Source organism: Bartonella sp. bp_1 (assembly GCF_055808085.1).
Genome location: NZ_CM147851.1, coordinates 594,073 through 617,311, shown reverse-complemented (window position 1 = coordinate 617,311; position 23,239 = coordinate 594,073). Strand labels below are relative to the sequence as shown.

At 48.0% G+C, this 23,239-nt stretch carries 25 protein-coding genes; 11 read left to right on the top strand and 14 right to left on the bottom strand.

The genetic code is table 11. The features are described from left to right. Positions 1-8: 8 nt before the first annotated feature. The 4 genes from trpD to ACYZ97_RS03100 are packed head-to-tail and all read left to right on the top strand — an operon-like array spanning position 9 to position 3,515. Entirely contained in the window at positions 9-1,025 is a 1,017-nt protein-coding gene (gene trpD, locus ACYZ97_RS03115; protein WP_473300040.1) for an anthranilate phosphoribosyltransferase, read from the top strand. After that, positions 1,022-1,819 carry an indole-3-glycerol phosphate synthase TrpC gene (gene trpC / locus ACYZ97_RS03110; RefSeq protein ID WP_473300618.1) on the top strand — a complete coding sequence of 266 codons (798 nt, stop codon included), beginning with the start codon at positions 1,022-1,024 and terminating at the stop codon, positions 1,817-1,819. The genes trpD and trpC overlap by 4 nt, the downstream gene beginning before the upstream one ends. Continuing rightward, positions 1,819-2,298: a cyclic pyranopterin monophosphate synthase MoaC gene (gene moaC / locus ACYZ97_RS03105; protein WP_473300039.1), complete on the top strand. Its 480-nt coding sequence runs from the start codon at positions 1,819-1,821 to the stop codon at positions 2,296-2,298. Before trpC ends, moaC begins: the two co-directional genes overlap by 1 nt. Further along, positions 2,298-3,515, top strand: coding sequence for a molybdopterin molybdotransferase MoeA (locus ACYZ97_RS03100; RefSeq protein WP_473300038.1), 1,218 nt, complete (start codon positions 2,298-2,300; stop codon positions 3,513-3,515). The genes moaC and ACYZ97_RS03100 overlap by 1 nt, the downstream gene beginning before the upstream one ends. 11 nt (positions 3,516-3,526) lie before the next feature. On the opposite strand, the gene ACYZ97_RS03095 is transcribed toward ACYZ97_RS03100, so the two are convergent. Genes ACYZ97_RS03095 through yajC form a run of 4 tightly spaced genes read right to left on the bottom strand, consistent with a single transcriptional unit; the run spans position 3,527 to position 7,461 of the window. Then, positions 3,527-4,381, bottom strand: a complete 855-nt coding sequence (locus ACYZ97_RS03095; protein ID WP_473300037.1) for a phytoene/squalene synthase family protein — start codon at positions 4,379-4,381, stop codon at positions 3,527-3,529. Further along, positions 4,378-4,764: an Mth938-like domain-containing protein gene (locus ACYZ97_RS03090; protein WP_473300036.1), complete on the bottom strand. Its 387-nt coding sequence runs from the start codon at positions 4,762-4,764 to the stop codon at positions 4,378-4,380. Before ACYZ97_RS03090 ends, ACYZ97_RS03095 begins: the two co-directional genes overlap by 4 nt. A 2-nt stretch (positions 4,765-4,766) precedes the next feature. Continuing rightward, positions 4,767-7,016 (bottom strand): protein translocase subunit SecD, encoded by a 2,250-nt coding sequence (gene secD, locus ACYZ97_RS03085; protein ID WP_473300035.1) that lies wholly within the window; start codon positions 7,014-7,016, stop codon positions 4,767-4,769. A 40-nt stretch (positions 7,017-7,056) separates the two neighbouring features. After that, positions 7,057-7,461, bottom strand: a complete 405-nt coding sequence (gene yajC, locus ACYZ97_RS03080; RefSeq protein WP_473300034.1) for a preprotein translocase subunit YajC — start codon at positions 7,459-7,461, stop codon at positions 7,057-7,059. A gap of 198 nt (positions 7,462-7,659) precedes the next feature. Between yajC and ACYZ97_RS03075 the strand changes: the two genes are divergently transcribed. Beyond that, a complete protein-coding gene (locus tag ACYZ97_RS03075; protein WP_473300033.1) occupies positions 7,660-8,526 on the top strand; it encodes an ATP-binding protein in 867 nt (288 codons plus the stop codon). Positions 8,527-8,573: 47 nt separating this feature from the next. Here ACYZ97_RS03075 and ACYZ97_RS03070 read toward each other — a convergent pair whose 3' ends face one another. The 10 genes from ACYZ97_RS03070 to nagZ all read right to left on the bottom strand — a co-directional run bounded on the left by ACYZ97_RS03070 (position 8,574) and on the right by nagZ (position 17,132). After that, positions 8,574-9,707: a peptidoglycan DD-metalloendopeptidase family protein gene (locus ACYZ97_RS03070; protein WP_473300032.1), complete on the bottom strand. Its 1,134-nt coding sequence runs from the start codon at positions 9,705-9,707 to the stop codon at positions 8,574-8,576. Positions 9,708-9,834: 127 nt separating this feature from the next. Continuing rightward, positions 9,835-10,494, bottom strand: coding sequence for a protein-L-isoaspartate(D-aspartate) O-methyltransferase (locus ACYZ97_RS03065; RefSeq protein ID WP_473300031.1), 660 nt, complete (start codon positions 10,492-10,494; stop codon positions 9,835-9,837). Continuing rightward, a complete protein-coding gene (surE, locus tag ACYZ97_RS03060; RefSeq protein WP_473300030.1) occupies positions 10,491-11,255 on the bottom strand; it encodes a 5'/3'-nucleotidase SurE in 765 nt (254 codons plus the stop codon). Before surE ends, ACYZ97_RS03065 begins: the two co-directional genes overlap by 4 nt. An 11-nt stretch (positions 11,256-11,266) precedes the next feature. Further along, positions 11,267-12,544: a serine--tRNA ligase gene (gene serS / locus ACYZ97_RS03055; protein WP_473300029.1), complete on the bottom strand. Its 1,278-nt coding sequence runs from the start codon at positions 12,542-12,544 to the stop codon at positions 11,267-11,269. A gap of 59 nt (positions 12,545-12,603) precedes the next feature. After that, on the bottom strand, positions 12,604-13,395 hold the full coding sequence (gene tatC, locus ACYZ97_RS03050) for a twin-arginine translocase subunit TatC (protein ID WP_473300028.1): 792 nt from the start codon (positions 13,393-13,395) through the stop codon (positions 12,604-12,606). Next, positions 13,396-13,896: a Sec-independent protein translocase protein TatB gene (tatB, locus tag ACYZ97_RS03045; protein ID WP_473300617.1), complete on the bottom strand. Its 501-nt coding sequence runs from the start codon at positions 13,894-13,896 to the stop codon at positions 13,396-13,398. Between the two features lie 72 nt (positions 13,897-13,968). Then, the gene (gene tatA, locus ACYZ97_RS03040; protein WP_473300027.1) at positions 13,969-14,406 is read right to left on the bottom strand and encodes a twin-arginine translocase TatA/TatE family subunit; all 438 of its coding nucleotides are present in this window, start codon (positions 14,404-14,406) and stop codon (positions 13,969-13,971) included. A gap of 72 nt (positions 14,407-14,478) precedes the next feature. Then, complete coding sequence (gene scpB / locus ACYZ97_RS03035; RefSeq protein WP_473300026.1) at positions 14,479-15,180, bottom strand: SMC-Scp complex subunit ScpB; 702 nt, start codon at positions 15,178-15,180, stop codon at positions 14,479-14,481. A 4-nt stretch (positions 15,181-15,184) separates the two neighbouring features. Then, positions 15,185-16,012: a segregation and condensation protein A gene (locus tag ACYZ97_RS03030; protein WP_473300616.1), complete on the bottom strand. Its 828-nt coding sequence runs from the start codon at positions 16,010-16,012 to the stop codon at positions 15,185-15,187. A gap of 70 nt (positions 16,013-16,082) precedes the next feature. Then, the gene (gene nagZ / locus ACYZ97_RS03025; protein WP_473300025.1) at positions 16,083-17,132 is read right to left on the bottom strand and encodes a beta-N-acetylhexosaminidase; all 1,050 of its coding nucleotides are present in this window, start codon (positions 17,130-17,132) and stop codon (positions 16,083-16,085) included. Between the two features lie 212 nt (positions 17,133-17,344). Between nagZ and ACYZ97_RS03020 the strand changes: the two genes are divergently transcribed. The 6 genes from ACYZ97_RS03020 (at position 17,345) to uvrC (ending at position 23,191) form a co-directional block, all read left to right on the top strand. Continuing rightward, positions 17,345-18,247, top strand: coding sequence for a L,D-transpeptidase (locus tag ACYZ97_RS03020; protein WP_473300024.1), 903 nt, complete (start codon positions 17,345-17,347; stop codon positions 18,245-18,247). Positions 18,248-18,287: 40 nt separating this feature from the next. Beyond that, positions 18,288-19,151, top strand: a complete 864-nt coding sequence (locus tag ACYZ97_RS03015; RefSeq protein ID WP_473300023.1) for a 23S rRNA (adenine(2030)-N(6))-methyltransferase RlmJ — start codon at positions 18,288-18,290, stop codon at positions 19,149-19,151. Between the two features lie 64 nt (positions 19,152-19,215). After that, positions 19,216-19,674 carry a hypothetical protein gene (locus ACYZ97_RS03010; RefSeq protein ID WP_473300022.1) on the top strand — a complete coding sequence of 153 codons (459 nt, stop codon included), beginning with the start codon at positions 19,216-19,218 and terminating at the stop codon, positions 19,672-19,674. Beyond that, positions 19,604-20,320, top strand: a complete 717-nt coding sequence (locus ACYZ97_RS03005) for a glutathione S-transferase N-terminal domain-containing protein (protein ID WP_473300021.1) — start codon at positions 19,604-19,606, stop codon at positions 20,318-20,320. The genes ACYZ97_RS03010 and ACYZ97_RS03005 overlap by 71 nt, the downstream gene beginning before the upstream one ends. Positions 20,321-20,408: 88 nt before the next feature. After that, positions 20,409-21,173: an SDR family oxidoreductase gene (locus tag ACYZ97_RS03000; protein ID WP_473300020.1), complete on the top strand. Its 765-nt coding sequence runs from the start codon at positions 20,409-20,411 to the stop codon at positions 21,171-21,173. A 104-nt stretch (positions 21,174-21,277) separates the two neighbouring features. Beyond that, positions 21,278-23,191 (top strand): excinuclease ABC subunit UvrC, encoded by a 1,914-nt coding sequence (gene uvrC, locus ACYZ97_RS02995; protein WP_473300615.1) that lies wholly within the window; start codon positions 21,278-21,280, stop codon positions 23,189-23,191. Positions 23,192-23,239 lie beyond the last annotated feature (48 nt).

Below are 23,239 nucleotides of genomic sequence, written 5' to 3'. Positions count from 1 at the left end.
AACCTACCATGTGCGATCTCAAGCCCTATATCAATAAAGCTGCCACCGGTGTTGCTTTGAATCGTCAAGAAGCAGAAGAAGCTTTTTCAATTATGATGTCGGGCAGTGCCACACCGGCGCAGATTGGCGGTTTTCTAATGGCTTTGCGGGTCCGCGGCGAAACCATTGATGAGATTTCAGGCGCCGTTAACGCCATGCGTAAAAAGATGCTGCCTGTCGATTTTGTCCCCGGCGCTATCGATATTGTCGGTACCGGTGGTGATCAATCCGGCTCCTACAATGTATCGACCGCATCCGCCTTTGTTGTTGCCGGCGCAGGGGTTCCCGTTGCCAAACACGGCAATCGTGCCTTGTCATCAAAGTCTGGCGCAGCTGATGCGCTGAAAAGCCTCGGCGTCAATATTGATGCCAGTGCCGCCGTTATCGGGCGCTGTATTCGCGAAGTTGGGCTGGGCTTTATGTTTGCGCCAACGCACCATTCGGCCATGCGCCATGTCGGCCCTGCCCGTGTTGAACTTGGCACCCGTACGATCTTTAATATTCTCGGTCCTCTTTCCAATCCTGCTGGTGTCACCAATCAGCTGATTGGCGTTTTTGCACCCAAATGGGTCGAACCAATCGCTAAAACCCTGCAAGGCTTAGGGTCAAAATCTCTCTGGGTTGTCCATGGCAGTGGCATGGATGAATTGACCACCGCAGGAGAAACAATTGTAAGCGAAATTAAAAATGGGCAGTTGCGCAATTTTACCCTCACACCTGAAGATGCCGGTATAAAACGGGTTGATTTCGAAGCTCTTCGCGGCGGAGACCCTGAACATAATGCAGCCGCCCTTCGCGGTGTATTAGAAGGACAAGAAGGCGCCTATCGGGATATTGTTCTACTTAACTCTGCAGCCGCCCTTATCATCGCCGATAAGGCCGAAGATCTTAAACAGGGCGTTGAAATAGCCAAAGAAAGCATTGACAGCGGCAGGGCTAAAACCATTCTTGAAAATCTTGTTATTGTTTCCAACGAGGCCTTATAATGAGCGATATATTGGCAAAAATAGAAGTCTATAAAAAACAGGAAATCGCAGCTGCCAAAGCTCGTTTACCACTAGAGGAAGTAAAAGCCCGTCTTGATGACAATGACAAGCCGCGCGGTTTTTATGAGGCGCTTAAAGCCAAACAGGATGCAGGACAATTCGGTCTGATCGCCGAAATCAAGAAAGCCAGCCCTTCCAAAGGACTTATCCGCCCCGACTTCGATCCTCCGGCATTGGCCAAGGCCTATGAAACAGGGGGAGCAGCCTGCCTTTCTGTATTGACCGATACACCATCCTTTCAAGGTGCACCGGAATTTCTTATGGCCGCTCGTCAGGCCTGTTCACTGCCTGCCTTGCGCAAGGATTTTCTCTACGACACCTATCAGGTCTTCGAAGCACGTCTATGGGGTGCGGATTGTATCCTGATCATTATGGCGGCTGTTGACGACAATCTTGCCAAGGCCCTTGAAGATACGGCGTTTTCACTTGGTATGGATGTCTTGCTTGAAGCCCATACCGAGGACGAAATGGAACGCGCCTTGAAACTTTCATCACCACTTGTCGGCGTTAACAACCGCGACTTGCATGATTTCTCTGTCAATCTCGCCAATTGTGAACGTCTGAGCACTATGGTGCATGATGATCGTCTACTGGTTGGCGAAAGCGGCGTATTTACCCATAATGACTGCCAAAGATTGGCCAAAAGCAATATCCGCTCCTTCCTGATTGGTGAAAGCCTGATGCGTCAGGATGATGTTGCAATGGCAACCAAAAAATTGCTTGGAATAGACTAATGGCAAGGCTTACCCATATAGACGAAAAGGGCCAAGCGCATATGGTCGATGTGGGAAGCAAGGATGATACAATACGCAAGGCCATCGCACGCGGCCATATTCGTATGGAGCATACAACGCTTGATGCCATTGAAAACGGCAAGGCACCCAAAGGCGATGTTTTGGCTACAGCGCGTATTGCGGCCATTATGGCGGCAAAAAAAACATCCGATATTATTCCGCTTTGCCACCCCCTCAACCTTACCAAAATTAAGGTTGATATTGAAGCTGATCATCAGCTGCCCGGCTATCAGGTCACAGCAACAGTCCAACTCACAGGGAAAACCGGTGTCGAAATGGAAGCCTTAACGGCCGTATCTGTTGCCTGCCTGACAATCTACGATATGGCCAAAGCGCTTGATCGCTTTATGGAGATCGGCAATATTAGTGTCGAAGAAAAGACCGGTGGAAAATCGGGAGATTGGAAAAAGGAACAATAATGGCACTACTCGGCACAGATGAAGTCCTTCAACTTTTGCTTGAAACCATTCCTACCCTGTCCCCTGAAAGCGCCCCTCTTGATAAGGCTGGTAATCGCATATTGGCCGCTCCTGTTAAAGCTCGGCTGACACAACCACCATTCAACTCATCTGCCATGGATGGCTACGGCATCCGTTTTTGTGAAGCTAAAAACAGTCCGCTGACACTGGTTGGCGAGGCTGCCGCCGGACGGGGATTTAATGGGGCTCTCAACAAGAACGAGGCCATCCGTATTTTTACCGGTGCACCTGTACCTGCCGCTGTTGATACCGTTGTCATGCAGGAACATGTCGAACGCGATGGCAATCTTATCCATCTAACCAAGCTCCCTACTCAAGGCGCCAATATACGTCCTATGGGCGGAGATTTCAGTCAAGGCGATATTGTGCTGGAAGCCCGTCGCCTTTTAAGCCCTTCAGCCCTTTCCCTTTGCGCGGCGAGCGGCCATGACAATGTTTCCGTTTATCGTCGCCCACATATTGCCATCCTTGCAACCGGTGACGAGCTGGTTGAAGCCGGCACCCTTCCCGGCCCGGACCAGATTATTGCTTCTAACAATCATGGTCTGCGTGAACTCATTCGACGGCAGGAATGTGAAATTACCGACCTCGGTATTGCTGCCGATAATAAGGAATCTATCCGCAATGCCGTTAAAAAAGCCCGTAACAACCATATCGACATTCTGGTTACCAGTGGCGGTGTATCGGTCGGCGAATACGATCTGGTGCAGGATGTACTGCGCGAAGAAGGTATGAAACTTGATTTCTGGAAGATTGCCATGCGCCCTGGCAAACCTTTAATGTTCGGAAAATTACCAGGCGAGAAACCGCTTTTTATTCTTGGACTTCCCGGCAACCCTGTTTCGTCACTGATTTGTGCACGACTTTTCCTGCTACCGATTATTGCCAAAATGACAGGCCGCCCTTACAAACCTGAAATTATCAAGGCCCGACTTAAAACACCAATCAAAGCCAATGGCGAACGCCGTCATTATATGCGGGCGACACTGGCACGAGATGATCAGGGATTTTATTGGGCAAGCGAAATGGATAGTCAGGATTCTTCCCTCCTGACCCGTATGGCCCATGCCGATGGACTGATTATCCATGAAGCCAATGCTCCAGCCCTGAATATCGGCGATCTATGTAATGTTCTGGTTGCCCCTGACGGCCTTTGATTTTAGCTTCACTACACCGGAAACTTGCTGCTTAGAGCTGTACGTGTCAATATCCATTGACGCTTGAAAGGGCGGGTGCGGCCAAACGTCTTGAAGGCAGAGGCACCGGTTTTTGCTATCGCTTTCAAATCATGTGGAATAAGTGACAAAGGCAAAAAGGCCGGCAAAACTTTTTTATCCAAATGCTGATAGGCCTCACGAAAAGCAGCATAATGCTCATCTGCCAGAGCCTGCAATGCTTCAATAATATGAACACGCGCAGCTTCATTCTCGTTGCGCGCCAAGGCATCATTTCCATCGGCTCCAACAGCTTTTAAAAGATCGGCAGGAATAAACATCTGCCCGCGAGCAGATGTCATCGGCAATAACCGCATCAAGCCACTTACACCTTGCGCTACACCGCCATGACCAGCGGCATCGGCACTGGCGAGAGCACTCTCCTTATCAAGAATCATAACAGCCAACTGGATAATCGAGCTTGCCGTCTCGCCGAAATAGCCTTCCATATCACTTCGAGACCCCATAGGATCATTATAAAGATCAAATATGCGGGCATCACAATAACGCAGAAAAATATGCCGAGGCAAACCATGCGTCTCTATCGTCCTCAACAAGCTTTCCAGAACCGGTCCACCTTCAGTGCTTTCCGACTGGCCGTTCTCGATAGCATCACGCCAGAACCGCAACCTGATCTCACCGGCCATCGGCTCACGCACAACATCACGTATATGAGCAATTTCGACATTGAAGGCATAAAGGGCAGCAAGATGGGCGCGTTTATCTTTTGGCGCAAAAAGTACACTCAGATAACGGTCGCGATCACGCGCACGCAAAAAATCCAGACAATATTGATCCGACTTATTCATTCAACAGCATAAAACAAAGCGGCGACAGCCCGATTTTCAGCCAGCAATATATTATAGGTTCGTACTGCAGCACCGGTACTCATCGTATCTGTCGAGATCGACTTTTCTCGCAAAGCCGCTCGTAAATCATCCGGCAAACGTTTAAGATCTGTACCCGTGCCGACAATAAATATTTCGATATGGCCCGCCTCGTCCAGAACACGTGTAATATCGACAAGACGTGGCACAGGACCGGCAAGTTCAATGCCGTACGTACCCGATGGGACACAGATAATCGATCCTTTATGCGACATATCGGCAAACCGGAATCCACCATTCCCATAGGCATCAATCGGGGCGCGATCCGGAAAATGGGCTTCTCTAATTTCTATCTGTGTTCCCATAATTAAACCTTTTCAACCGGAACGGATTTTGACCGCACACCCAGAAGAACCAAGAAGGGTCCTGCAATAAAAATAGACGAATAGGTACCGATTAAAATACCAAGCAAAAGAACGGAGGCAAAATTACGCATATCAATACCGCCAAAATAATAAAGCGGAATATGCGCAATCAGGGTTGCCAGAGACGTCATGATTGTACGTGATAATGTACGGTTAATCGCCAGATCAACCAGTTCTTTCATAGTGATATCACCACCACGGGCCAACAACTGACGCACACGATCATAAACAACAATTGTATCATTCAACGAATAGCCGATAATGGCTAGAACAGCAGCGATCGACCAGAGGTTGAACTGCCAGTCTGTGATGATGAATACACCAGCCAGAATAATAATATCATGGATCGTGGTCACAACTGCACCAACTGCAAACTGCCAGCTGAAGCGCACCAGAACATAAACAAAGATAGCGATTAGAGAAATAATGACAGCCAAGAGACTTGCCCGGCTTAATTCATCAGAAATGGTCGGGCCAACAACATCGACACGCTCAAGGCGATAATCATCAGAAAACTCATTGGCAACCTTGATTCGTGCAGATTGCTCAGCATCTTCGCCCAATCCCTGATTAGGAATACTTAAGAATGCCTGCGATGGTTTTTTAGAGGCTTCAACACCCGCATCAAGTACATTCAGTCCCATGGCGCGGTTCTCAATATCATATATATCGGCGGCACCGTTCTTGGCATCCAAGACGACCAGCGAGCCGCCCTTGAAATCAATACCATAATTAATGCCAGTCGTGGAATAAAGCACAACAATCAATATGATGAGGATGCCCGCCAACCCAAGGGTAAAGCTACGCAAGTGCATGAACCCGATACGGCTGTTAATCGCAACAAGCCGCATAAAACCACGTGGCAGCTCCATGGGCTTAACCACCTTGATCCACCAGCTCATCATCATCCGCGTAAAAGTTATCGTCGTAAAAAGCGATGTCACAATGCCGATTGAAACAACAAGCGCAAAACCATGAATAGGACCGACACCCAACAAAAACAGAACAAGAGCGGCAATCAAAGTGGTAATATTGGCATCCATAATGGTTGCAAGCGCACCAGAAAAGCCCGACACCACAGCCTGTGTCAGCGAATATCCGTGACGTCGGTCTTCACGGATACGTTCAAAAATCAGTATATTAGCATCGACAGAAACACCGATAATCAGCACCAATCCCGCGAAGCCAGCCAAAGACAAAGGCGTTCCAACAAGGCTCAAAACTGCCATCAAAATAACAATATTGACAGCAAGCGCTATATCGGCAAGCAATCCTAAAAAGCCATAAGCCAGCAGCATAAAAAGAGCGACAACAACAACAGCACCAATTGCGGCATAAAGCCCTGCCTTAGCATAATCGACCCCAAAATCGGCACCAATCGTGCGCTCTTCAATAAAGCTCACATCTGTCGGCAATGCGCCTGTCGAGAGAACAGTTGCCAGATTTTGCGCAACCCCACGATCTATATTGTCGATACGCAGATAACTGTTTTTTACATCATCAGGCATTGGTCCAACAACCTGCCCGTCAAACATCGCCAATAATCTTTTTTCACCCGCGCCCTGGCGGAACTGTTCGATCTTCCGGCGTCCCTCTTCATCAAAAGTCAACGTCAATGTTGCCGTATCAGCATTAGCATCTGCGGATTCGGCAACGGCATTGACAATATTATCATTGGTGAGAAGCGGGGTTTTGTGAACGACATATCCGGTTGGTGGATCCTCTTCCGAATAGACAAGCAGATCACCGGCAGGGAGAACAATTTTACCGGTAATAACATCATCAGCCACAACATTCTTATCTTCAGCCACAACTTCAAGCCGCGCCGTTACACTGATAATATCTTTAAGCAACTGAACATTAAAAAGACCCGGAACCTCAATACGAATCTGGTTGCGACCTTGCGCAACAATGGTAAAATCGCGCAAATCCGCATCCAGATTATAGATGCGACGCGTCATTACATTGATGGTTTTATCACGATATTTTCGCGCAGTATCATCATCGGGAAATTGAACAACAAGGCGAGAACCGCCTTGTAGATCAATACCCATCGGAACGTGGACACCAGCATACCATTGCGGCAAACTGTTTAAAACGGATTGCGGTAGAAAATTAGGCAATCCGACAAGGAGACCGGCAACAACGACAAGCCAGACCAGAAAACGCTTCCATGGTGAAAAGTAAAGCATGAAAAACGATCCCTGTTTATCGCCAGCCTAATGCCCCGATCTATTTTGTTTCTGTCTTTTTGACAACCGCTTTTTTCACGCTCTTTGCCTTGGCTGCGACCGGTTCCTTGGCTTCAGCTACAGCTTCGCCTTTTGTACGTACATCCGACAATGTAGAGCGCAAAACCCGGATCTTGGTATTTTCACCGATTTCGACTTCAATCTCTCCGCTTTCGTCATAAACTTTGGTGACTTTACCGATAATGCCACCACCTGTTACAACCGTATCGCCACGCCGTACGCTGTTAAGCAGCTGCTGGCGCTTTTTCATCTGCTGGCGCTGCGGACGGATAATCAGAAAATACATGATACCGAAAATAACAACAAAAATCCAAAGGCTTTCCAAACCCATGCCACCTGTAGCAGCAGTTGTACCTGCCTGCGCATAAGCGGGAGTTATGAACATAATGATCTCCTCAGTATCTATTAGAATTACAACACTTCATCTGTCCGCTTCACGCGGACTTTACCTTGTTTACGCAATAAAGACTTGAACAGCCGAAGGCAACCAGCAAAAACTCATGCTAACATATTTAACATCTGTTATTTTCAACCATACGATATCTCTCATAGCAGCAAAAAGCCAAAATAGGACAAGGACACAATGAGCGACAATAAAGAACTGATGCAGAAAATGGATGCACTGATTGCGGTCCTGAACCGTATGGCCCCTCCCCAGTTCGAAAAACCCAATTATGAAGCAGCCGACTGTTTTGTCTGGAATCCGGAAAAGCTCCATCTTGATGCCGTCCCCCACGTCAACCGTGTCGATATCCGCCTCATCCAGGGCGTCGACCATGTGCGAGACATGCTTCTTGACAATACCCGCCGTTTCGCCGAAGGCCTACCCGCCAACAATGTACTTCTCTGGGGTGCACGCGGCATGGGGAAATCCTCTCTGGTCAAGGCTGTACAAGCAGAAGTCAATACCCGTAACAGCGATCACAAACCTCTCAAGCTCATCGAAATTCATCGCGAGGATATCGATACCGTGCCACTTCTCATGAACGAGATCAAAAATACACCTTATCGTTTCATCCTTTTTTGCGATGATCTTTCTTTCGATCATGATGACACATCCTATAAATCGCTTAAAGCAGCCCTTGATGGCGGCGTTGAGGGGCGCCCCGACAACGTACTCTTCTACGCGACCTCCAACCGCCGCCACTTGATGCCACGCGATATGATTGACAATGAACGCTCAACAGCGGTCAATCCATCGGAAGCTATAGAAGAGAAAGTCTCCTTATCAGATCGTTTTGGCTTATGGCTTGGTTTTCATAAATGCAGTCAAGACGACTATTTAAGTATGATTGAAGGCTATGCATCCCATTATAATCTTGAACAGAATTGGGAAAAAACAAGAGCGGAAGCACTTGAATGGGCGGCAACACGCGGCAATCGCTCAGGCCGTGTCGCATGGCAATATGTACAAGATCTAGCCGGCAGACTTGGAAAAAACCTTTCATGAACATAAAAAAACCCGGCAAAACCGGGCTTTTTTTTAATTCACCTTGATTAGTTTTCAAGATATTTAATCGGGTTGACCGGCGCCGAATTCTTACGCACCTCAAAATGCAGGCGCGGATTGGTAGCATTACCAGACATACCGGACTTGGCAATCTCGTCACCGCGACGAATCTGTTGACCGCGCTGTACCAAGATTTTCGAGTTATGACCATAAACAGTCACAATATTATTTTCATGTTTGATCAGAACGGTCTGACCAAACTCTTTCAAGCCATCACCGGCATAAATAACAACACCATTTTCAGCTGCTTTAACGGGTGAGCCTTCCGGCAACATAATATCAATACCGTCATTCGTGCTCGTCCCTTCTTTCTGGCCGAAGCTTGAAAGAATCTTGCCACGAGCGGGCCAACGCATCTGTGAAATGCCGGTTGCCTGCGGGGCAACAACAGCCACATCCGTTGCCTTCTGCATTGTATCTGAAGGTGCCGCGACGGCAGGCTGCGAAACCGGTGCAGTCGTCGTCTGTGCTGCCTTGGTTGTTGTGTTAGACGGCGTAACAACAACCGTCTTCACTTCATTTGTCTTGGCCGGTGCGGCCACTTGCGGCGCAGATACTGTCTGGGCCTTAGGGGTTTGCGCTGCGGCCACCCGAGTGGATGCAGCTGCACCTGGAATAACCAGAGACTGGCCGACACGGATAGCACCATTGCTCAACCCATTGGCCTGCTTTAACTTTTCTACGCCGACACCGGTCTTGCGTGAAATGCTGTACAGCGTGTCACCACTCTGGACAACATAAGAACCATTATGAGTCTGGGCAGAAGCCGTTGTTGTAACCGGGCTAGACACAGAAGTGGCAGGCAATGTGCCAAGATTTTGTGGCGGTGTACCAAGCTGACCGGCCGATGCGGTCTGAACCGGTTGAGGTGCAGGCGGATAGGCCTGTGATTGCACTGGTGGCAATTGGGAACTTTCGATACTACCAGCTTGTGGCGGCATCTGTTGATAGCCACCCTGATTATTGATAATGGATTGCTGATTGGGAGTGGCGCCCGTATAAAAATCATCGGTAAAGCGCGCAGTATTGGAACTGCAACCAGCTGCAATACCAGCAAGAATGATAAGAGAAACGCCCTGAACAGAACGGCGGATAGCTTTACTCAATACAATAGAACGCATAGTTTTTGCCCGTTACTCAATACTCAACTGACGCTATTAAATCGCGTTAATATTACTGACGGGTTAAGATTATCAATTTTGCCATAAAAAAATCATTTTTTTTAAAATGGGTAACTGTTCTTTCAGTCTAAAGCGCGGCCGCAACTCCTTCTATAAACGGCTGATAACGGACTTTGAAAAGATCGGCACGCTCAAAACGACTGCCGGTTTTGGTATATTGTACCATGGTCTGGATACCTTCTTTTTCACCGATAGGCGCAATCAATACACCATTACCGGCAAGCAATTCGAGAAAGTCGGATGGTTCCTTTTCCAAGGCAGGCCAAATCATAATCCGATCAAAAGGCCCTGCCCCCGGCACAACCTTACTACCATCCATCTGGCGTAAAATGACATTATCCAGAGCAAGCATCTGAAAACGCCGCCGAGCAGCATCACACAAGGTTTTATAGCGCTCAATCGTTGTTACTCTTCCCGCAAGACTGGCCATTAAGGCAGCGGTAAAACCCGAACCGGTACCAATTTCAAGCACACGGTGTTTTTTTTCAAGCTGCAAAGCAGAAATTAAAATAAGCTGTTCGTCTATACGTTCAATATATTCACCACATTCAATTGGCAGCACAGCATTTTCATAAGCATTGTGCTGCCATTGTGATTCTACGAAATTAAGTCGCGATACGCGCTCCAAAGCTGCAAAAAGCCGTGTATCACTGATTCCTTTGGCCCTTAGACGCAACGCCAGTTGAGCCAGCTCCTCACGCTCCGAAATCTGCAGCCCCGTCATCATGCCTCCAAAATTGCATCTGCAATTACATCCCGCGAACGATAGGCTGTCAGATCAAGCTGCAAAGGTGTAACCGATATTTTCTTGGCACGAATGGCAGCAATATCGGTATCTTCCATGACATCGGCCTTATCGCGTTCAAAACAGAGCCAGAAATAAGGAAAGCCACGCCCATCTTCACGCTTATCAACATGAATCTTATGGGCAAGTTTACCTTGTGTCGTCACGGCATAGCCCTTCACTTCACTGGCCAAGCATGCGGGAAAATTGATATTGATTAAAACATCATGCACAATATCCGTCTTCAACAATTTACGGATCAAAGTCGGCGCATGGGTTTCAGCAGTTTCCCAATGGATAACACGTTTACCATCGACTACCTCATATTCCTGCGACAAAGCGATGGAACGCACACCAAGCAGCATTCCTTCCATGGCGCCAGCAACCGTCCCTGAATACGTCACATCATCCGCCAAATTTCCACCCGCATTCACACCGGATAAAATAAGGTCGGGCTTTTGCGGCAAAATATGATGAAGCGCCATAATAACACAATCGGTCGGCGTACCACGTACAGCAAAACGCTTTTCATCGATCTGACGTACCCGCAAAGGATCAGACAAAGTCAAAGAATGCGCAAGCCCGCTCTGATCTGTTTCCGGTGCAACCACCCAGACATCATCGGAAAGTGTCCGAGCAATATGCTCCAACACAGCCAATCCTTCAGCATGGATACCATCATCATTGGTCAACAAAATACGCATAGCCCATCCTTTTAAGCACTAATTTTTGAAAGCCCACCCATATAAGGCCGCAAAACATCAGGAATAACAATCGAACCATCTGCCTGCTGATAGTTTTCCATAACCGCAATCAGACAACGCCCAACGGCCGTACCCGACCCATTCAATGTATGGACAAATTGAGGAGCCTTCTGATCCGGCGCACGATAACGGGCATTCATCCGACGCGCCTGAAAATCACCACAAACCGAACAGCTTGAAATTTCACGATAGGTGTTCTGCCCCGGTAGCCATGCCTCAATATCGTAAGTCTTGCGCGAAGCAAATCCCATATCACCAGTGCACAACACAATGGTACGGAATGGAATTTCAAGACGACGCAATACATCCTCAGCGCAATCTGTCATCCGTTCCAACTCATCCAGAGATGAATCGGCATCGGTAATCGATACCATTTCAACCTTCCAAAACTGGTGCTGGCGCAACATACCGCGTGTATCACGTCCAGCGGAGCCGGCTTCAGAGCGGAAACATGCTGTCAACGCACTCATACGCATTGGCAACTGCGCAAGATCGACAATTTCGTTATTTACCATATTGGTCAGGGTGACCTCGGCTGTCGGTATCAACCAGCGCCCATCCGTTGTCTGAAACAGATCTTCGGCAAATTTCGGTAATTGTGCCGTACCATAAAGCGCATCATCACGCACCAATACCGGTGTCGACATTTCCTTATAGCCATGTTCGCTGACATGCAGATCCAACATAAACTGGCCAATAGCACGTTCAAGGCGAGCCAAAGCGCCAGAAAGAATAGTAAAACGCGCCCCCGACATACGCCCCGCGCGCTCAAAATCCATCAATCCGAGCTGTTCACCCAGATCAAAATGCTCTTTGGGGGTAAAATCAAATATTGGCGGTGCTCCAAACTTGCGAATTTCGACATTGTCATTTTCATCCACGCCAACAGGCACATCATCAAGCGGTATATTCGGCAAGCCTGACAAAGCCTCTTCAAGTGCCAAAGTCAAACGGCGCTCTTCAGCCTCAGCCTCAGCCAAAAACTTTTTCAAGTCAGCCACTTCATCTTTCAATGTTTCAGCTTTGGCCTTATCGCCAGCCGCCATGGCCTGCCCTATCGCCTTGGATGCAGCATTACGACGCTCCTGCGCATCCTGCACTTTGACGATGTGGTTGCGCCGCTCCAAATCAAGAGCAATCAAAGCATCGGATGCAGCCGATGCACCACGCTTTTGCAATGCGGCATCAAGAGCTGCCGGATTTTCGCGTATCCATTTAATATCAAGCATGGGATATTTCCGTTCTCAAGAATCCTATAATAAGACTGTCTTAAAACAGATTATAATAATCAGGAAGCGTCTTCTGTGACTTCCGGCTTCTTTTCAAAGTGTTTTGCCAATAAAATTGACAATTCATAGAGAAGGATAGTTGGCAAAGCGAGGCCGAACATCGACAGAAAATCCGCTGTAATCATAGCAGCACCAACAAAAGAAAACACAATTGCCCAACGTCTTTTTTCGGCTAGAAACTTGGCTGTAACCAATCCCGCCTTGGCAAGCAGGGTCGTGACCAGAGGCAGCTGGAACACCAATCCGAAAATCAGCATCATCGACGTCATGAAGCTCAAATAACTCGAAACCTTCACGATAAACTCAATCTTGATATAGGCATTCGGCAAAGTTTGCTGTGTAAGGCCGAACCAGATAATGAGCGGAGCAACAACAAAATAGACAAATGCTCCGCCGATTACGAATAATAAAGGCGCCACCACGAGAAAAGGCAAAAAAGCCATGCGCTCGTTTTTATAAAGACCGGGCGCAATAAAGCTATAGAGCTGGAAAGCGATATAGGGAAAAGCCAGAACAACAGCCCCGAAAGCCGCCAGCTTGATTTTAGTAAAAATAGTCTCCCAAACTTCCGTGGACTGCACCCGTATATTATTGGGATCCCCGCCAAAAAAGGACATCGCCCACTGATAGGGAATAAGAAGCAGATCAAGAATGTAGTCCTTGATCATAAAAGCGAATATAAAAATAATGGAAAACGCTATGATCGAGTGGATAAGCCGCTGCCGCAATTCGATCAGATGATCGAGCAATGGTGCCGCGCTAGCGTCAATATCGTCTTCCTGCTCAGCCACTTACTTTCCTTTTTCTGTTCTCTTTTTGACCGTGGCACCAGCTTTTGCTTTTACCGGCTTTGCTTTGGAAACAGCGACCTTTTTAGTCTTGACCGACGAAACCTTCCTATCCTTGCCATTTTGCAACAACCCAGCTGCCGACACAGTTTTTGCATCCGTTTCGACATCAGCCATATTGGTAGGCCTTTCAGGCTGCTGCTCTGGCGTTGAATGGTCTAATTCCACCTTCAACACATCCTGAACAGGATCAAGTGAAGCCCGCACGTCACTAGCAACATCACGAATTGGATCAAAAACCTTGCTCAAGCTATTACGCGGATCGAGATTTTTAACATCGCCAATCGTCTTTTTCAGTTCATCCAGCTCTGCCTCTTTCATAGCATCATCAAACTGGCGGCGAAATTCATTGGCCGTTGTGCGCATACGCGCAGCCGCTTTGCCAAAAGACCGCATCATCTTTGGCAATTCCTTTGGTCCTATCACAATGATCAAAATGACCATTATGACAAGAAATTCCGGCCCATCAATACCAAGCATCACCTAAATCCAATTCAATCTATAAGGTATAATCCCTTATTTCTTGCTTTTTGCTTTGGCTTTCGGCGCGGCCTTTGCAGCCGTAGTCTTTGTCGAACGTTTGGCAACAGTTGCCGCCTTGGCTTTTGCCGGTGCTTTAGCCTTGGCCACCGTTTTGGTTTTGCTTACGGTTTTGCTTGCGGCCGCTTTGGCAGGCGCCTTCGCTTTGGCAGGTGCCTTACGGGCAACGGGGGCAACAGGCACATCTTCTACCACTTGCGCTTCAATCGTTCTGAGCGCAGGCTGGGCAACAGGAGCAGGCTGTCGAACCGTATCAACATTATTGCCTTCATCCTCATCATCCTTCAGACCTTTTTTAAAGCTTTTGATGCCCTTGGCAAAATCCCCCATAAACTCGGAAATCTTACCCCGCCCGAAAAGCAACAGGATAATAATGAGAATGGGAATGAAGTGGACTGGATTAAAAAAGTTCATACTGTCTTTAACTCCTAGAAATCATATTTTTATCAGCATAATGCGTTTTCGCATCAGTTTCAAACAACCTTATTATTTTTCTTCTTCACCTAATGGTGTTAGCAGCCCCAGCTGTTCCAAATCGATATCTTCCAGCGGATCTTCATCATCCTGAAGGGCATCTGGATCAACAGAGGGAACCGGTATTTTAAAATGCCCCGGCAAACGTGACGACAACAATCCGGCTCCTTTCAATTCTTCCATACCCGGCAAATCACCAATATCGGCCAACGAAAAATGATCGAGAAATTCCTGAGTTGTACCATAGGTTACCGGCCGGCCAGGTGTACGCCGACGTCCGCGTAATTTGACAAAACCTGCCTCCATCAACACATCCAAGGTACCTTTCGAGGTTTCAACGCCTCGGATATCTTCAAGCTCGGCACGCGTTACCGGCTGATGATAAGCGATGATCGCAAGAACCTCCATAGCAGCACGCGATAATTTACGCTGGCTTTCTTCTTCACGATTCATCAAGAAACCGAGATCGGGCGCTGTCCTGAAAGCATAGGCTTCACCCACTTTCATCAGATGGACACCACGCGTACTATAATCTTTCTGTAAAATATCAATCACGGCATCAATATTGGTATCAACCGGTAAACGCTCTTCCAGCGCGCGATAGCTAACAGGCGCGCTGGATGCAAAAATAATTGCTTCGGCCATACGCACCAATGCCGGATTAAGATTGAGTTCACCTGTCTTTTCTTTGCCGTCAGATTTATGATCAGCCATATCGCTATTCCCCAATGGCCGGAGATAATCCGGTCTGTTCATGTGCGATTTGCGACCGGGGAGAAACAGCAAGCGGACGCAGATAAAGCGGTGCAAAAGCTTCCGTCTGCTTCAACTCGATCTGGCCTTCACGCACCATTTCCAAACTGGCGGCAAAGGCACTGGCCAATGCCGTTCTGCGCTCTTCCGCCTGTGGGATATAAGCGAGAAGATAATGGTCTAATGCCTGCCATTCCATCGGCGTCCCCAAAAGGCGAGCAAGAATTTCACGCGCATACTTCAATGACCAGACGGTTCTCTTACCCACTTCCATATGGCTGACCGAATTACGCTGTCGTAGTCCTGCATAGGCGATCAACAAATCATATAAAGATACATCATATTGATGCTTCTTTTCGACCACAACAATCTCAGGATTACCACGGGCAAAAATGTCTCGTCCCAAACGATCTCGATTGACCAGCTTTCCCGCCGCATCACGCATTGCCTCAAGCCGCTGCAACCGGAATTGTAGCAACTCAGCCAATTCTTCACCGCTTGCGCCTTCCTCATCCTTGCTCTTGGGGATAAGCAAACGTGACTTAAGATAAGCAAGCCATGCCGCCATCACCAGATAGTCAGCCGCAAGTTCCAATCTCAGCCGTTGGGCCTCGGAAATGAATTGTAAATATTGTTCGACCAACCCAACAATAGAAATACGCGCCAAATCAACCTTCTGGTTGCGCGCCAGATGCAACAACAAATCGAGTGGCCCTTCAAATCCTTGCACATCAATAACAAGGGTCGGCTCGCTGACTCCATGGTCCTCGTCATTTGTCCATATCGATTCCATCGCACGCTGTGGCGAACGCTTCATGGAATTTGCAGGTCTCAAAGCCACTCTCGTTCCTTTCGCCAATAAATCAGGCTTGCAATCCAGCCGTTAGTAAGTGGAACTCTTCGCGCAATGCCTGCTCGTCATCATTTTGCGGCGCACGCATATAATGGAAGATAGCATCCACTCTTTTGAGGGCATCGCCCGTCAAAACCGGTGCGGCCTGCGCAACCGGCACCATTTCCGTCATGTCTCCGTTACAATGCAGCACCATATCGCATCCAGCAGCATAAACCTGTCCAGCAAGCGTCTTGAAATCATGCCCTACCGCATCCCCAGCCAGTCCTTTCATAGACAGATCATCCGACATCAACAATCCGTCAAAGCCGATTTTGGCCCGGATAATTTCCTTCACAATCTTAGTAGACATGGTCGCCGGATGGGTACTGTCAATAGCATCAAAAATAACATGAGCCGACATGGCCGCTGGCAGATCCTTGAGTGCTTTGAAGGGTATGAAGTCATGTTCTTCAAGCTCGGCAAGCGATGCGGTAACACGCGCCAGCTCCTTATGTGTATCGTTAAATGCACGACCATGCCCCGGAATATGTTTCATTACCGGCAAAACACCGCCATCACGCAGCCCCTTGGCCGCAGCGCCCCCCATTTGTGTCACAATATCGGGATGGTGGCCATAAGCGCGTGCGCCGATCACATCATGCGCTCCTTCCACCGGTACATCAAGCACGGGCAGGCAATTGGCATTGATCCCCAAGGACATCAAATCAAAAGCATGAAGGCGCGACATAATCCATGCTGCACGCAATCCAGCCTCTTGATTGTTTTGATAGATTTTTCCGAGCAACGCTGCGGACGGATAATCAGGTGCCAAAGGAGCACGCAATCGTTGCACACGCCCCCCTTCCTGATCAACAAAAACAAACATATCCTCACGACCCGCTGCCTCACGCAAACTGGCGGTCAACCCCCGCACCTCATCTTTGCTGCCGATATTACGGGCAAAAAGAATAACGCCCCATGGTTGCTCACGGGAGATAAAAGATTTTTCATCCGCATGAAGTGTTTTCCCCGCTACTCCGGTAATAAACGCTTTCGACGGTTGCGATTGTTCTGACATTATAGCCTCAAGGTAATTTTCATCCCTATAAACCATAATCATGACACAAATGGCGCGGGCATTTGAGGTTTTAAACAGTTTTTAGCACGATCCCCCGATACAATATTGCAACATTAGCAAAGCTTTTTATTTTTACCCATTGTTTTTTGCAAAATAATGATATGGCCCGTGCTAAAAACTGTTCCATATCGTTATGGTCAATGCGATATTACATGAAGACAGATATAACGGATTATCAGATTATGGGTTTGTCCCGCCGCACATTTATTATTTCCATTCCTGCACTGCTTGGTGCCTGCACCTTCCGCCATCCTGTCCCCGGCGGCGAGGTTGGCGATTCACCGCTCCCGCTTAAAAATCCGCCACAAAACCAAATGACACGCCGTAATGTGCTGGTGAGAACGGAAAAAACCCAATATAATAATGACGAGGACTTTACCCCCTCATCCGGCACAAGGACGCTCAAACCATCCAAGTCCCCGACCAAAACGCTTAAATCGGTCAAAGACAAAGCAAAGAGTACATCCCGTAGCACCATCAAGATTGATCCCTATTATGCCGATATTTACGGTGCCAAACGGGATGGCGGATTTCATGTTGCCGCTATAGATTTGAGCCGGATCAATCCCGATTTATGGCGACGTGAGGTTGACTATACAGGCAATTATTCAGCTGGTACAATCGTCGTAGACCCCAACAATTTCCATTGCTATTTTGTTTTAGGTAATGGCCGCGCCATCCGTTATGGTGTCGGGGTAGCCAGAACGAATGCGACGGATTTTCAAGGCGAAGCCACCATCGGGCGCAAAGCCGCATGGCCATCATGGCGACCAACCGACAATATGATCCGTAAACAGCCGCAGCGCTATGGCCATTTAAGCAAGGGCATGGCAGGTGGGCCAAACAATCCGTTGGGGGCACGTGCGCTCTACCTTTACCGCAATGGAAACGATACGCTCTTCCGCCTGCACGGCACCAATGAGCCAACCTCTATCGGTAAACGTGTTTCCTCAGGCTGTATCCGCTTCCTCAATCAGGACATTATAGATCTTTATTCACGCGTCACGACAGGCGCCAAAGCTATTGTTCTGCCACATCGGAATTCTTCCTTATGAGTAGGATATACTCGTTCGCCGCATTTTTTAAGGAAATATAATGAACTATCGTCATGTCTATCATGCCGGTAACTTTGCCGATGTCTTCAAGCATATTTTGGTCACACGCATTGTCGATTATCTCAAACGCAAGGATCAGGCTTTTCGTGTCATTGATACCCATGCCGGTATCGGTCTTTATGATCTCAGTTCGGTTGCCGCACAAAAAACCGGTGAATGGCATGACGGCATCGGTCGTATCCTTGCACAATCATATAATGACGAGATCAAGGCACTTATTCACCCATGGCTTGACACCATAAAGGATTTCAATCCCGAAGGTGGATTGCGATATTACCCCGGTTCCCCCTTGCTTGTGCGCCATCTATTACGCAAACAGGACCGTCTAAGCGCCATGGAACTTCACCCTGACGACTTCAAAACCCTCAAAAAACATTTTGAAGGCGACTACCAGTCTAAAATCATCCATCTTGACGGCTGGCTTGCGCTCGGCGCACACTTGCCACCCAAAGAAAAACGCGGCCTCGTTCTTGTTGATCCGCCTTTTGAAGAAAAGGGCGAATTCGAGCGGCTTTTTGATGGATTATGCCGGGCGTACCGTCGATTTTCCGGTGGCATCTATGCTTTATGGTATCCGATCAAAAACCCCGATCAGATCGAGCATTTCATCCGTAATCTACGTCAAAGTGCGATGACCAAAATATTACGTCTGGAAATTGCGCGCAAACCCTATTCTGCCACTAGCGGCATGGACGGTTGTGGCATGATTATCGTCAACCCGCCCTATGTACTGGAAAAAGAGATGGATATATTGACACCGTTTTTCCAAGACACACTGGGCGAAACAAAAGACGGCCAATATCTGCAGGCCAAAATTAATCGTGAATGGATTAAAGGCGAATAGCTTTGATCTTGACGCTATAATCGCGATACAACAACATTGCGTGGACAAAAACAGGAACGATGAAATGACTTCTTTTTTTAAAAAAAATACGCATGCTGCAAGCTTCGCACTGACAGCTGCTATCATGGCTCTTTCAAGCCATACGGCCTTATCGGCTGATATAGTTGATATACAGCAAACCTATATGACCCCCGGTATTTGTGCCAGCCAGCATGTCCTGAGCAATGTATCGCATAACTTCTACCACAGTGTACGCCATATCCCCAATATGCCGATTGTACGAATTAAAGGATTTTCAGACATCACCCAGACCCGTTATGCCGCACCGGCTGAAACCTATAATATTGCACGTCATTATTGCAGCGCCACAGCTGTTTTAAACGATGGTAGCACGCATAAAGCCTATTATATGATCGAGCACAATCAAGGCTTTATCGGCATTGGTGGCATGAATGTCGAATTTTGCATCGATGGCTTTGATAAATGGCGCATTCAAGACGGCAAGTGCCACGCCATTCGCTAAGGCTAGAATCTATCCGGCAATAACAATCAGGAATGATAAAGACATGATAAAGCTATTGGGATCCGAACTTTCACCTTTTGTTGCCAAAGCACGCTTGGCCATGCGCTATATGGATATTCCATTTGAGGAAGTGCACATAAACACAATGCAGGATCCGCAAGAGCTGACACAATTCAATCCTTTGGGCAAAATTCCGGCCCTAATTGCCGAAAATAACGAAGTCTATTTCGACAGTACGGTTATCTTAAGCTATCTCAACCTGATTTCGACCGGCAAAAAGATTTTTCCGCAGGACCCGATAGAACGTTTGAAAGTTGAGCGCACACAATCTATCGCCGATGGTCTAGGCGATGTTATGGTTGCACATATTTATGAGCGCCGCTACCGGCCAGCAGAAATCGTTCACCAGCCTTGGCTCGACAAACAATGGGGAAAAGTTACGCGCACCCTCGACTATATAGAAAAAAATCTCCCTTCACTTGATCATGGATTGGATGCTGGTAGCCTGACCTTGGGAATCATGCTGAATTTTGCAGAACAGCGATTTGAAGGACAATGGCAGATCGGCAGACCGGCATTACAAAAATGGTGGGAGCGTTTCCATGCGCAATATCCGCAATTGCAAAAGCCGGTACAACACGCTTAAATCTCTTGAAAAAATCAAATGTGAAAGCCATCTTATGTAACAACAAAATGTAAGATGCATCGTGGCTATGGCTTAAAGGGTCATTATTGTGAAAAACACATCTTCTCCTGTAGCCCTGATCACCGGCGGTGCAAAACGTATCGGCGCAGCTATCGCGCGTGATCTTGCCGCCAATGGCTTCAAAATAGCAATCCATTATTATAATGGCCATGAGGAAGCCCAAGCCCTCGGCAACGAACTTCAGCAAGCAGGTACAACCGTCGAGATATTCCGTGATGATCTATTGGCCAGCCATGGCAACGGACTTATTAAAGCCGTATGCGAGAAAATGGGGCCACCACAGCTGGTCATCAATAACGCCTCGCTTTTTCTCGATGATAGCCTAGACCAGCTGGATCCTCTCATCTGGGACCATCATTTCTGTCTTCATGTCAAAGTACCTATCGTTCTGGCAAGCGCCATGAAACAATCATTAAAAAATGATATGCAAGGTCTGATTATCAATATGATCGACCAGCGCGTCTTGAAACCCAATCCGCAATTTCTGTCCTATACTTTATCAAAATCGGCACTTTGGACAGCAACCCGTACATTGGCACAAGCCTTGGCGCCCCATATCCGCGTCAATGCTGTCGGTCCGGGGCCATCACTCAAAAGCACACGTCAAAACGAAGATGATTTCAAGCGGCAGTCGGAAGCGATTTTACTGGGGCATGGGCCGGATTTGGCCGAATTCGGTGCCACAATCCGCTATTTATGGAATGCCAAATCTGTAACCGGCCAAATGATTGCGCTTGACGGCGGACAACATCTAATGTGGAAAACAGCCGATCTGGCGGACATTGTCGAATGAAAAAACCATCTAAAAATACGGGAGATATCAGCTCGCTTGAACTTCATGCAACAGCAGATCCTGAATCCATAGCTGTCGACATTGAAGAAAACGAAAACACCAATATGCATGACATCAGCTGGGACCACACCCAACAGGATGATACTTCGGAAAACACCCTTAAAGGAGCGGCCCTTATCAGCGATATTGTAACACGGCTGCCCAATAAACCGGGAGTCTACCGGATGCTTGATGAGGATGGCAATGTGCTTTACGTTGGCAAGGCCAACTCCCTGAAAAAACGTGTCAGCAATTATGCGCGTGGACGCGGCCACTCCAACCGCATCGAACGGATGATCCGTGCCACACGTGCCATGGAATTTGTTGTCACCCGTACCGAGACCGAAGCCCTTCTGCTAGAAGCCAACCTTATCAAACGGTTGCGTCCGCGTTTTAATGTCCTGCTACGCGACGATAAAAGCTTTCCCTATATTGTCATTACCCAAAACCACCAAGCGCCCGCCCTTTTCAAACATCGTGGTGCCCGCTCGCTTAAAGGTGATTATTTCGGCCCCTTTGCATCAGGCGGCGCAGTCAACCGGACGATTAACGCCATGCAGCGTGCCTTTTTGTTACGCAGCTGTACAGATTCCGTTCTTGAAAGCCGCACCCGCCCTTGTCTGCTCTATCAGATCAAGCGCTGTGCTGCGCCCTGCACCAATGAAATCTCGCAAGAAGACTATGTCCTATTGGTAGAAGAGGCAAAAACCTTTCTTTCGGGGCGCAGCAAAACCATAACCGATAATATGGCCAAAGCCATGCATGCGGCTTCCGATTCTCTCGACTTCGAGCGGGCAGCCCTTTATCGTGATCGCATCAGCGCATTGACACAGATACAATCCCATCAGGGCATTAATCCCCATACCGTCGATGAAGCCGATGTTTTTGCCATTTATAGCCAAGGCGGCATGATATCCATTCAGATTTTCTTTTTTCGCACGGGACAAAACTGGGGCAACCGCGCCTATTTCCCCAAGGCCGATCCGGCCCTTTCTTTAGGTGAAGTTCTAGAATCCTTTATCGCACAGTTTTATGATAATAAGCCCATACCCAAACTTATTCTCATTTCACACCCCATTCCAGAACTCGACCTGTTGCAAAATGCTCTATCATTCAAAGCAGAACGCAATGTCGCTATCCATGTCCCCCAACGCGGCGAAAAAAAGGATCTGGTTGACCATGCCATGACCAATGCCCGTGAAGCCTTAGGACGCAAACTTGCAGAAACATCGACGCAAAAAATACTACTTGAGGGTTTTGCCAAAACCTTCAAACTAGAAAAAGTACCGCGGCGCATTGAAGTCTACGACAATTCGCACATACAGGGCACCAATGCCGTTGGCGGCATGATTGTTGCAGGCCATGACGGTTTTATCAAAAATCAATATCGTAAATTCAATATACGCTCAGACGATATTACCCCCGGTGATGATTTCGGCATGATGAAAGAAGTAATCGAGCGACGATTTACCCGGCTATTGAAAGAGCAGCCCGAAACAGAAGAATATGACGAAGATATTTTTCCGCAATGGCCGGATATTATCCTGATTGATGGCGGCCAAGGACAAATGAGCGCAGTCCGCGCTATTCTATCCGATCTCGGCATTGAAAACCGTGTCACCGCCATCGGCATCGCCAAGGGTGTCGATCGTGAAGCCGGACGTGAGCGATTCTTTATGGCAGGGCGCCCTTCCTTTACCCTGCCGCCACGTGATCCGGTGCTTTACTTTGTCCAGCGTCTGCGTGACGAAGCCCACCGTTTTGCCATTGGCACCCACCGCGCCAAACGCAAAAAGGAAATGGTCAAGAATCCGCTGGATGAAATCGAAGGTATCGGTCCTGCACGCAAACGTGCACTTTTAAGCCATTTTGGTACAGCTAAAGCCGTTGCCGGTGCGGCTCTGAGCGATCTGATGAAGGTCGAAGGCATATCCGCTACTACCGCCCAAACCATCTATGACCATTTCAACGAAGGATAGATAATCGTGGAGCGCTGCAAGTTAGGGGTTGTTTCAAAGGCTTTGATT

Coding starts and splice junctions, on each gene's coding strand:
- trpD (WP_473300040.1), top strand. CDS start 9: ATGTGCGATCTCAAGCCCTATATCAATAAAGCTGCCACCGGTGTTGCT.
- moaC (WP_473300039.1), top strand. CDS start 1,819: ATGGCAAGGCTTACCCATATAGACGAAAAGGGCCAAGCGCATATGGTC.
- ACYZ97_RS03100 (WP_473300038.1), top strand. CDS start 2,298: ATGGCACTACTCGGCACAGATGAAGTCCTTCAACTTTTGCTTGAAACC.
- ACYZ97_RS03095 (WP_473300037.1), bottom strand. CDS start 4,381: ATGAATAAGTCGGATCAATATTGTCTGGATTTTTTGCGTGCGCGTGAT.
- ACYZ97_RS03090 (WP_473300036.1), bottom strand. CDS start 4,764: ATGGGAACACAGATAGAAATTAGAGAAGCCCATTTTCCGGATCGCGCC.
- secD (WP_473300035.1), bottom strand. CDS start 7,016: ATGCTTTACTTTTCACCATGGAAGCGTTTTCTGGTCTGGCTTGTCGTT.
- yajC (WP_473300034.1), bottom strand. CDS start 7,461: ATGTTCATAACTCCCGCTTATGCGCAGGCAGGTACAACTGCTGCTACA.
- ACYZ97_RS03075 (WP_473300033.1), top strand. CDS start 7,660: ATGAGCGACAATAAAGAACTGATGCAGAAAATGGATGCACTGATTGCG.
- ACYZ97_RS03070 (WP_473300032.1), bottom strand. CDS start 9,707: ATGCGTTCTATTGTATTGAGTAAAGCTATCCGCCGTTCTGTTCAGGGC.
- ACYZ97_RS03065 (WP_473300031.1), bottom strand. CDS start 10,494: ATGATGACGGGGCTGCAGATTTCGGAGCGTGAGGAGCTGGCTCAACTG.
- surE (WP_473300030.1), bottom strand. CDS start 11,255: ATGCGTATTTTGTTGACCAATGATGATGGTATCCATGCTGAAGGATTG.
- serS (WP_473300029.1), bottom strand. CDS start 12,544: ATGCTTGATATTAAATGGATACGCGAAAATCCGGCAGCTCTTGATGCC.
- tatB (WP_473300617.1), bottom strand. CDS start 13,896: ATGGTCATTTTGATCATTGTGATAGGACCAAAGGAATTGCCAAAGATG.
- tatA (WP_473300027.1), bottom strand. CDS start 14,406: ATGAACTTTTTTAATCCAGTCCACTTCATTCCCATTCTCATTATTATC.
- scpB (WP_473300026.1), bottom strand. CDS start 15,180: ATGGCTGATCATAAATCTGACGGCAAAGAAAAGACAGGTGAACTCAAT.
- ACYZ97_RS03030 (WP_473300616.1), bottom strand. CDS start 16,012: ATGGAATCGATATGGACAAATGACGAGGACCATGGAGTCAGCGAGCCG.
- nagZ (WP_473300025.1), bottom strand. CDS start 17,132: ATGTCAGAACAATCGCAACCGTCGAAAGCGTTTATTACCGGAGTAGCG.
- ACYZ97_RS03020 (WP_473300024.1), top strand. CDS start 17,345: ATGAAGACAGATATAACGGATTATCAGATTATGGGTTTGTCCCGCCGC.
- ACYZ97_RS03015 (WP_473300023.1), top strand. CDS start 18,288: ATGAACTATCGTCATGTCTATCATGCCGGTAACTTTGCCGATGTCTTC.
- ACYZ97_RS03010 (WP_473300022.1), top strand. CDS start 19,216: ATGACTTCTTTTTTTAAAAAAAATACGCATGCTGCAAGCTTCGCACTG.
- ACYZ97_RS03005 (WP_473300021.1), top strand. CDS start 19,604: ATGTCGAATTTTGCATCGATGGCTTTGATAAATGGCGCATTCAAGACG.
- uvrC (WP_473300615.1), top strand. CDS start 21,278: ATGCATGACATCAGCTGGGACCACACCCAACAGGATGATACTTCGGAA.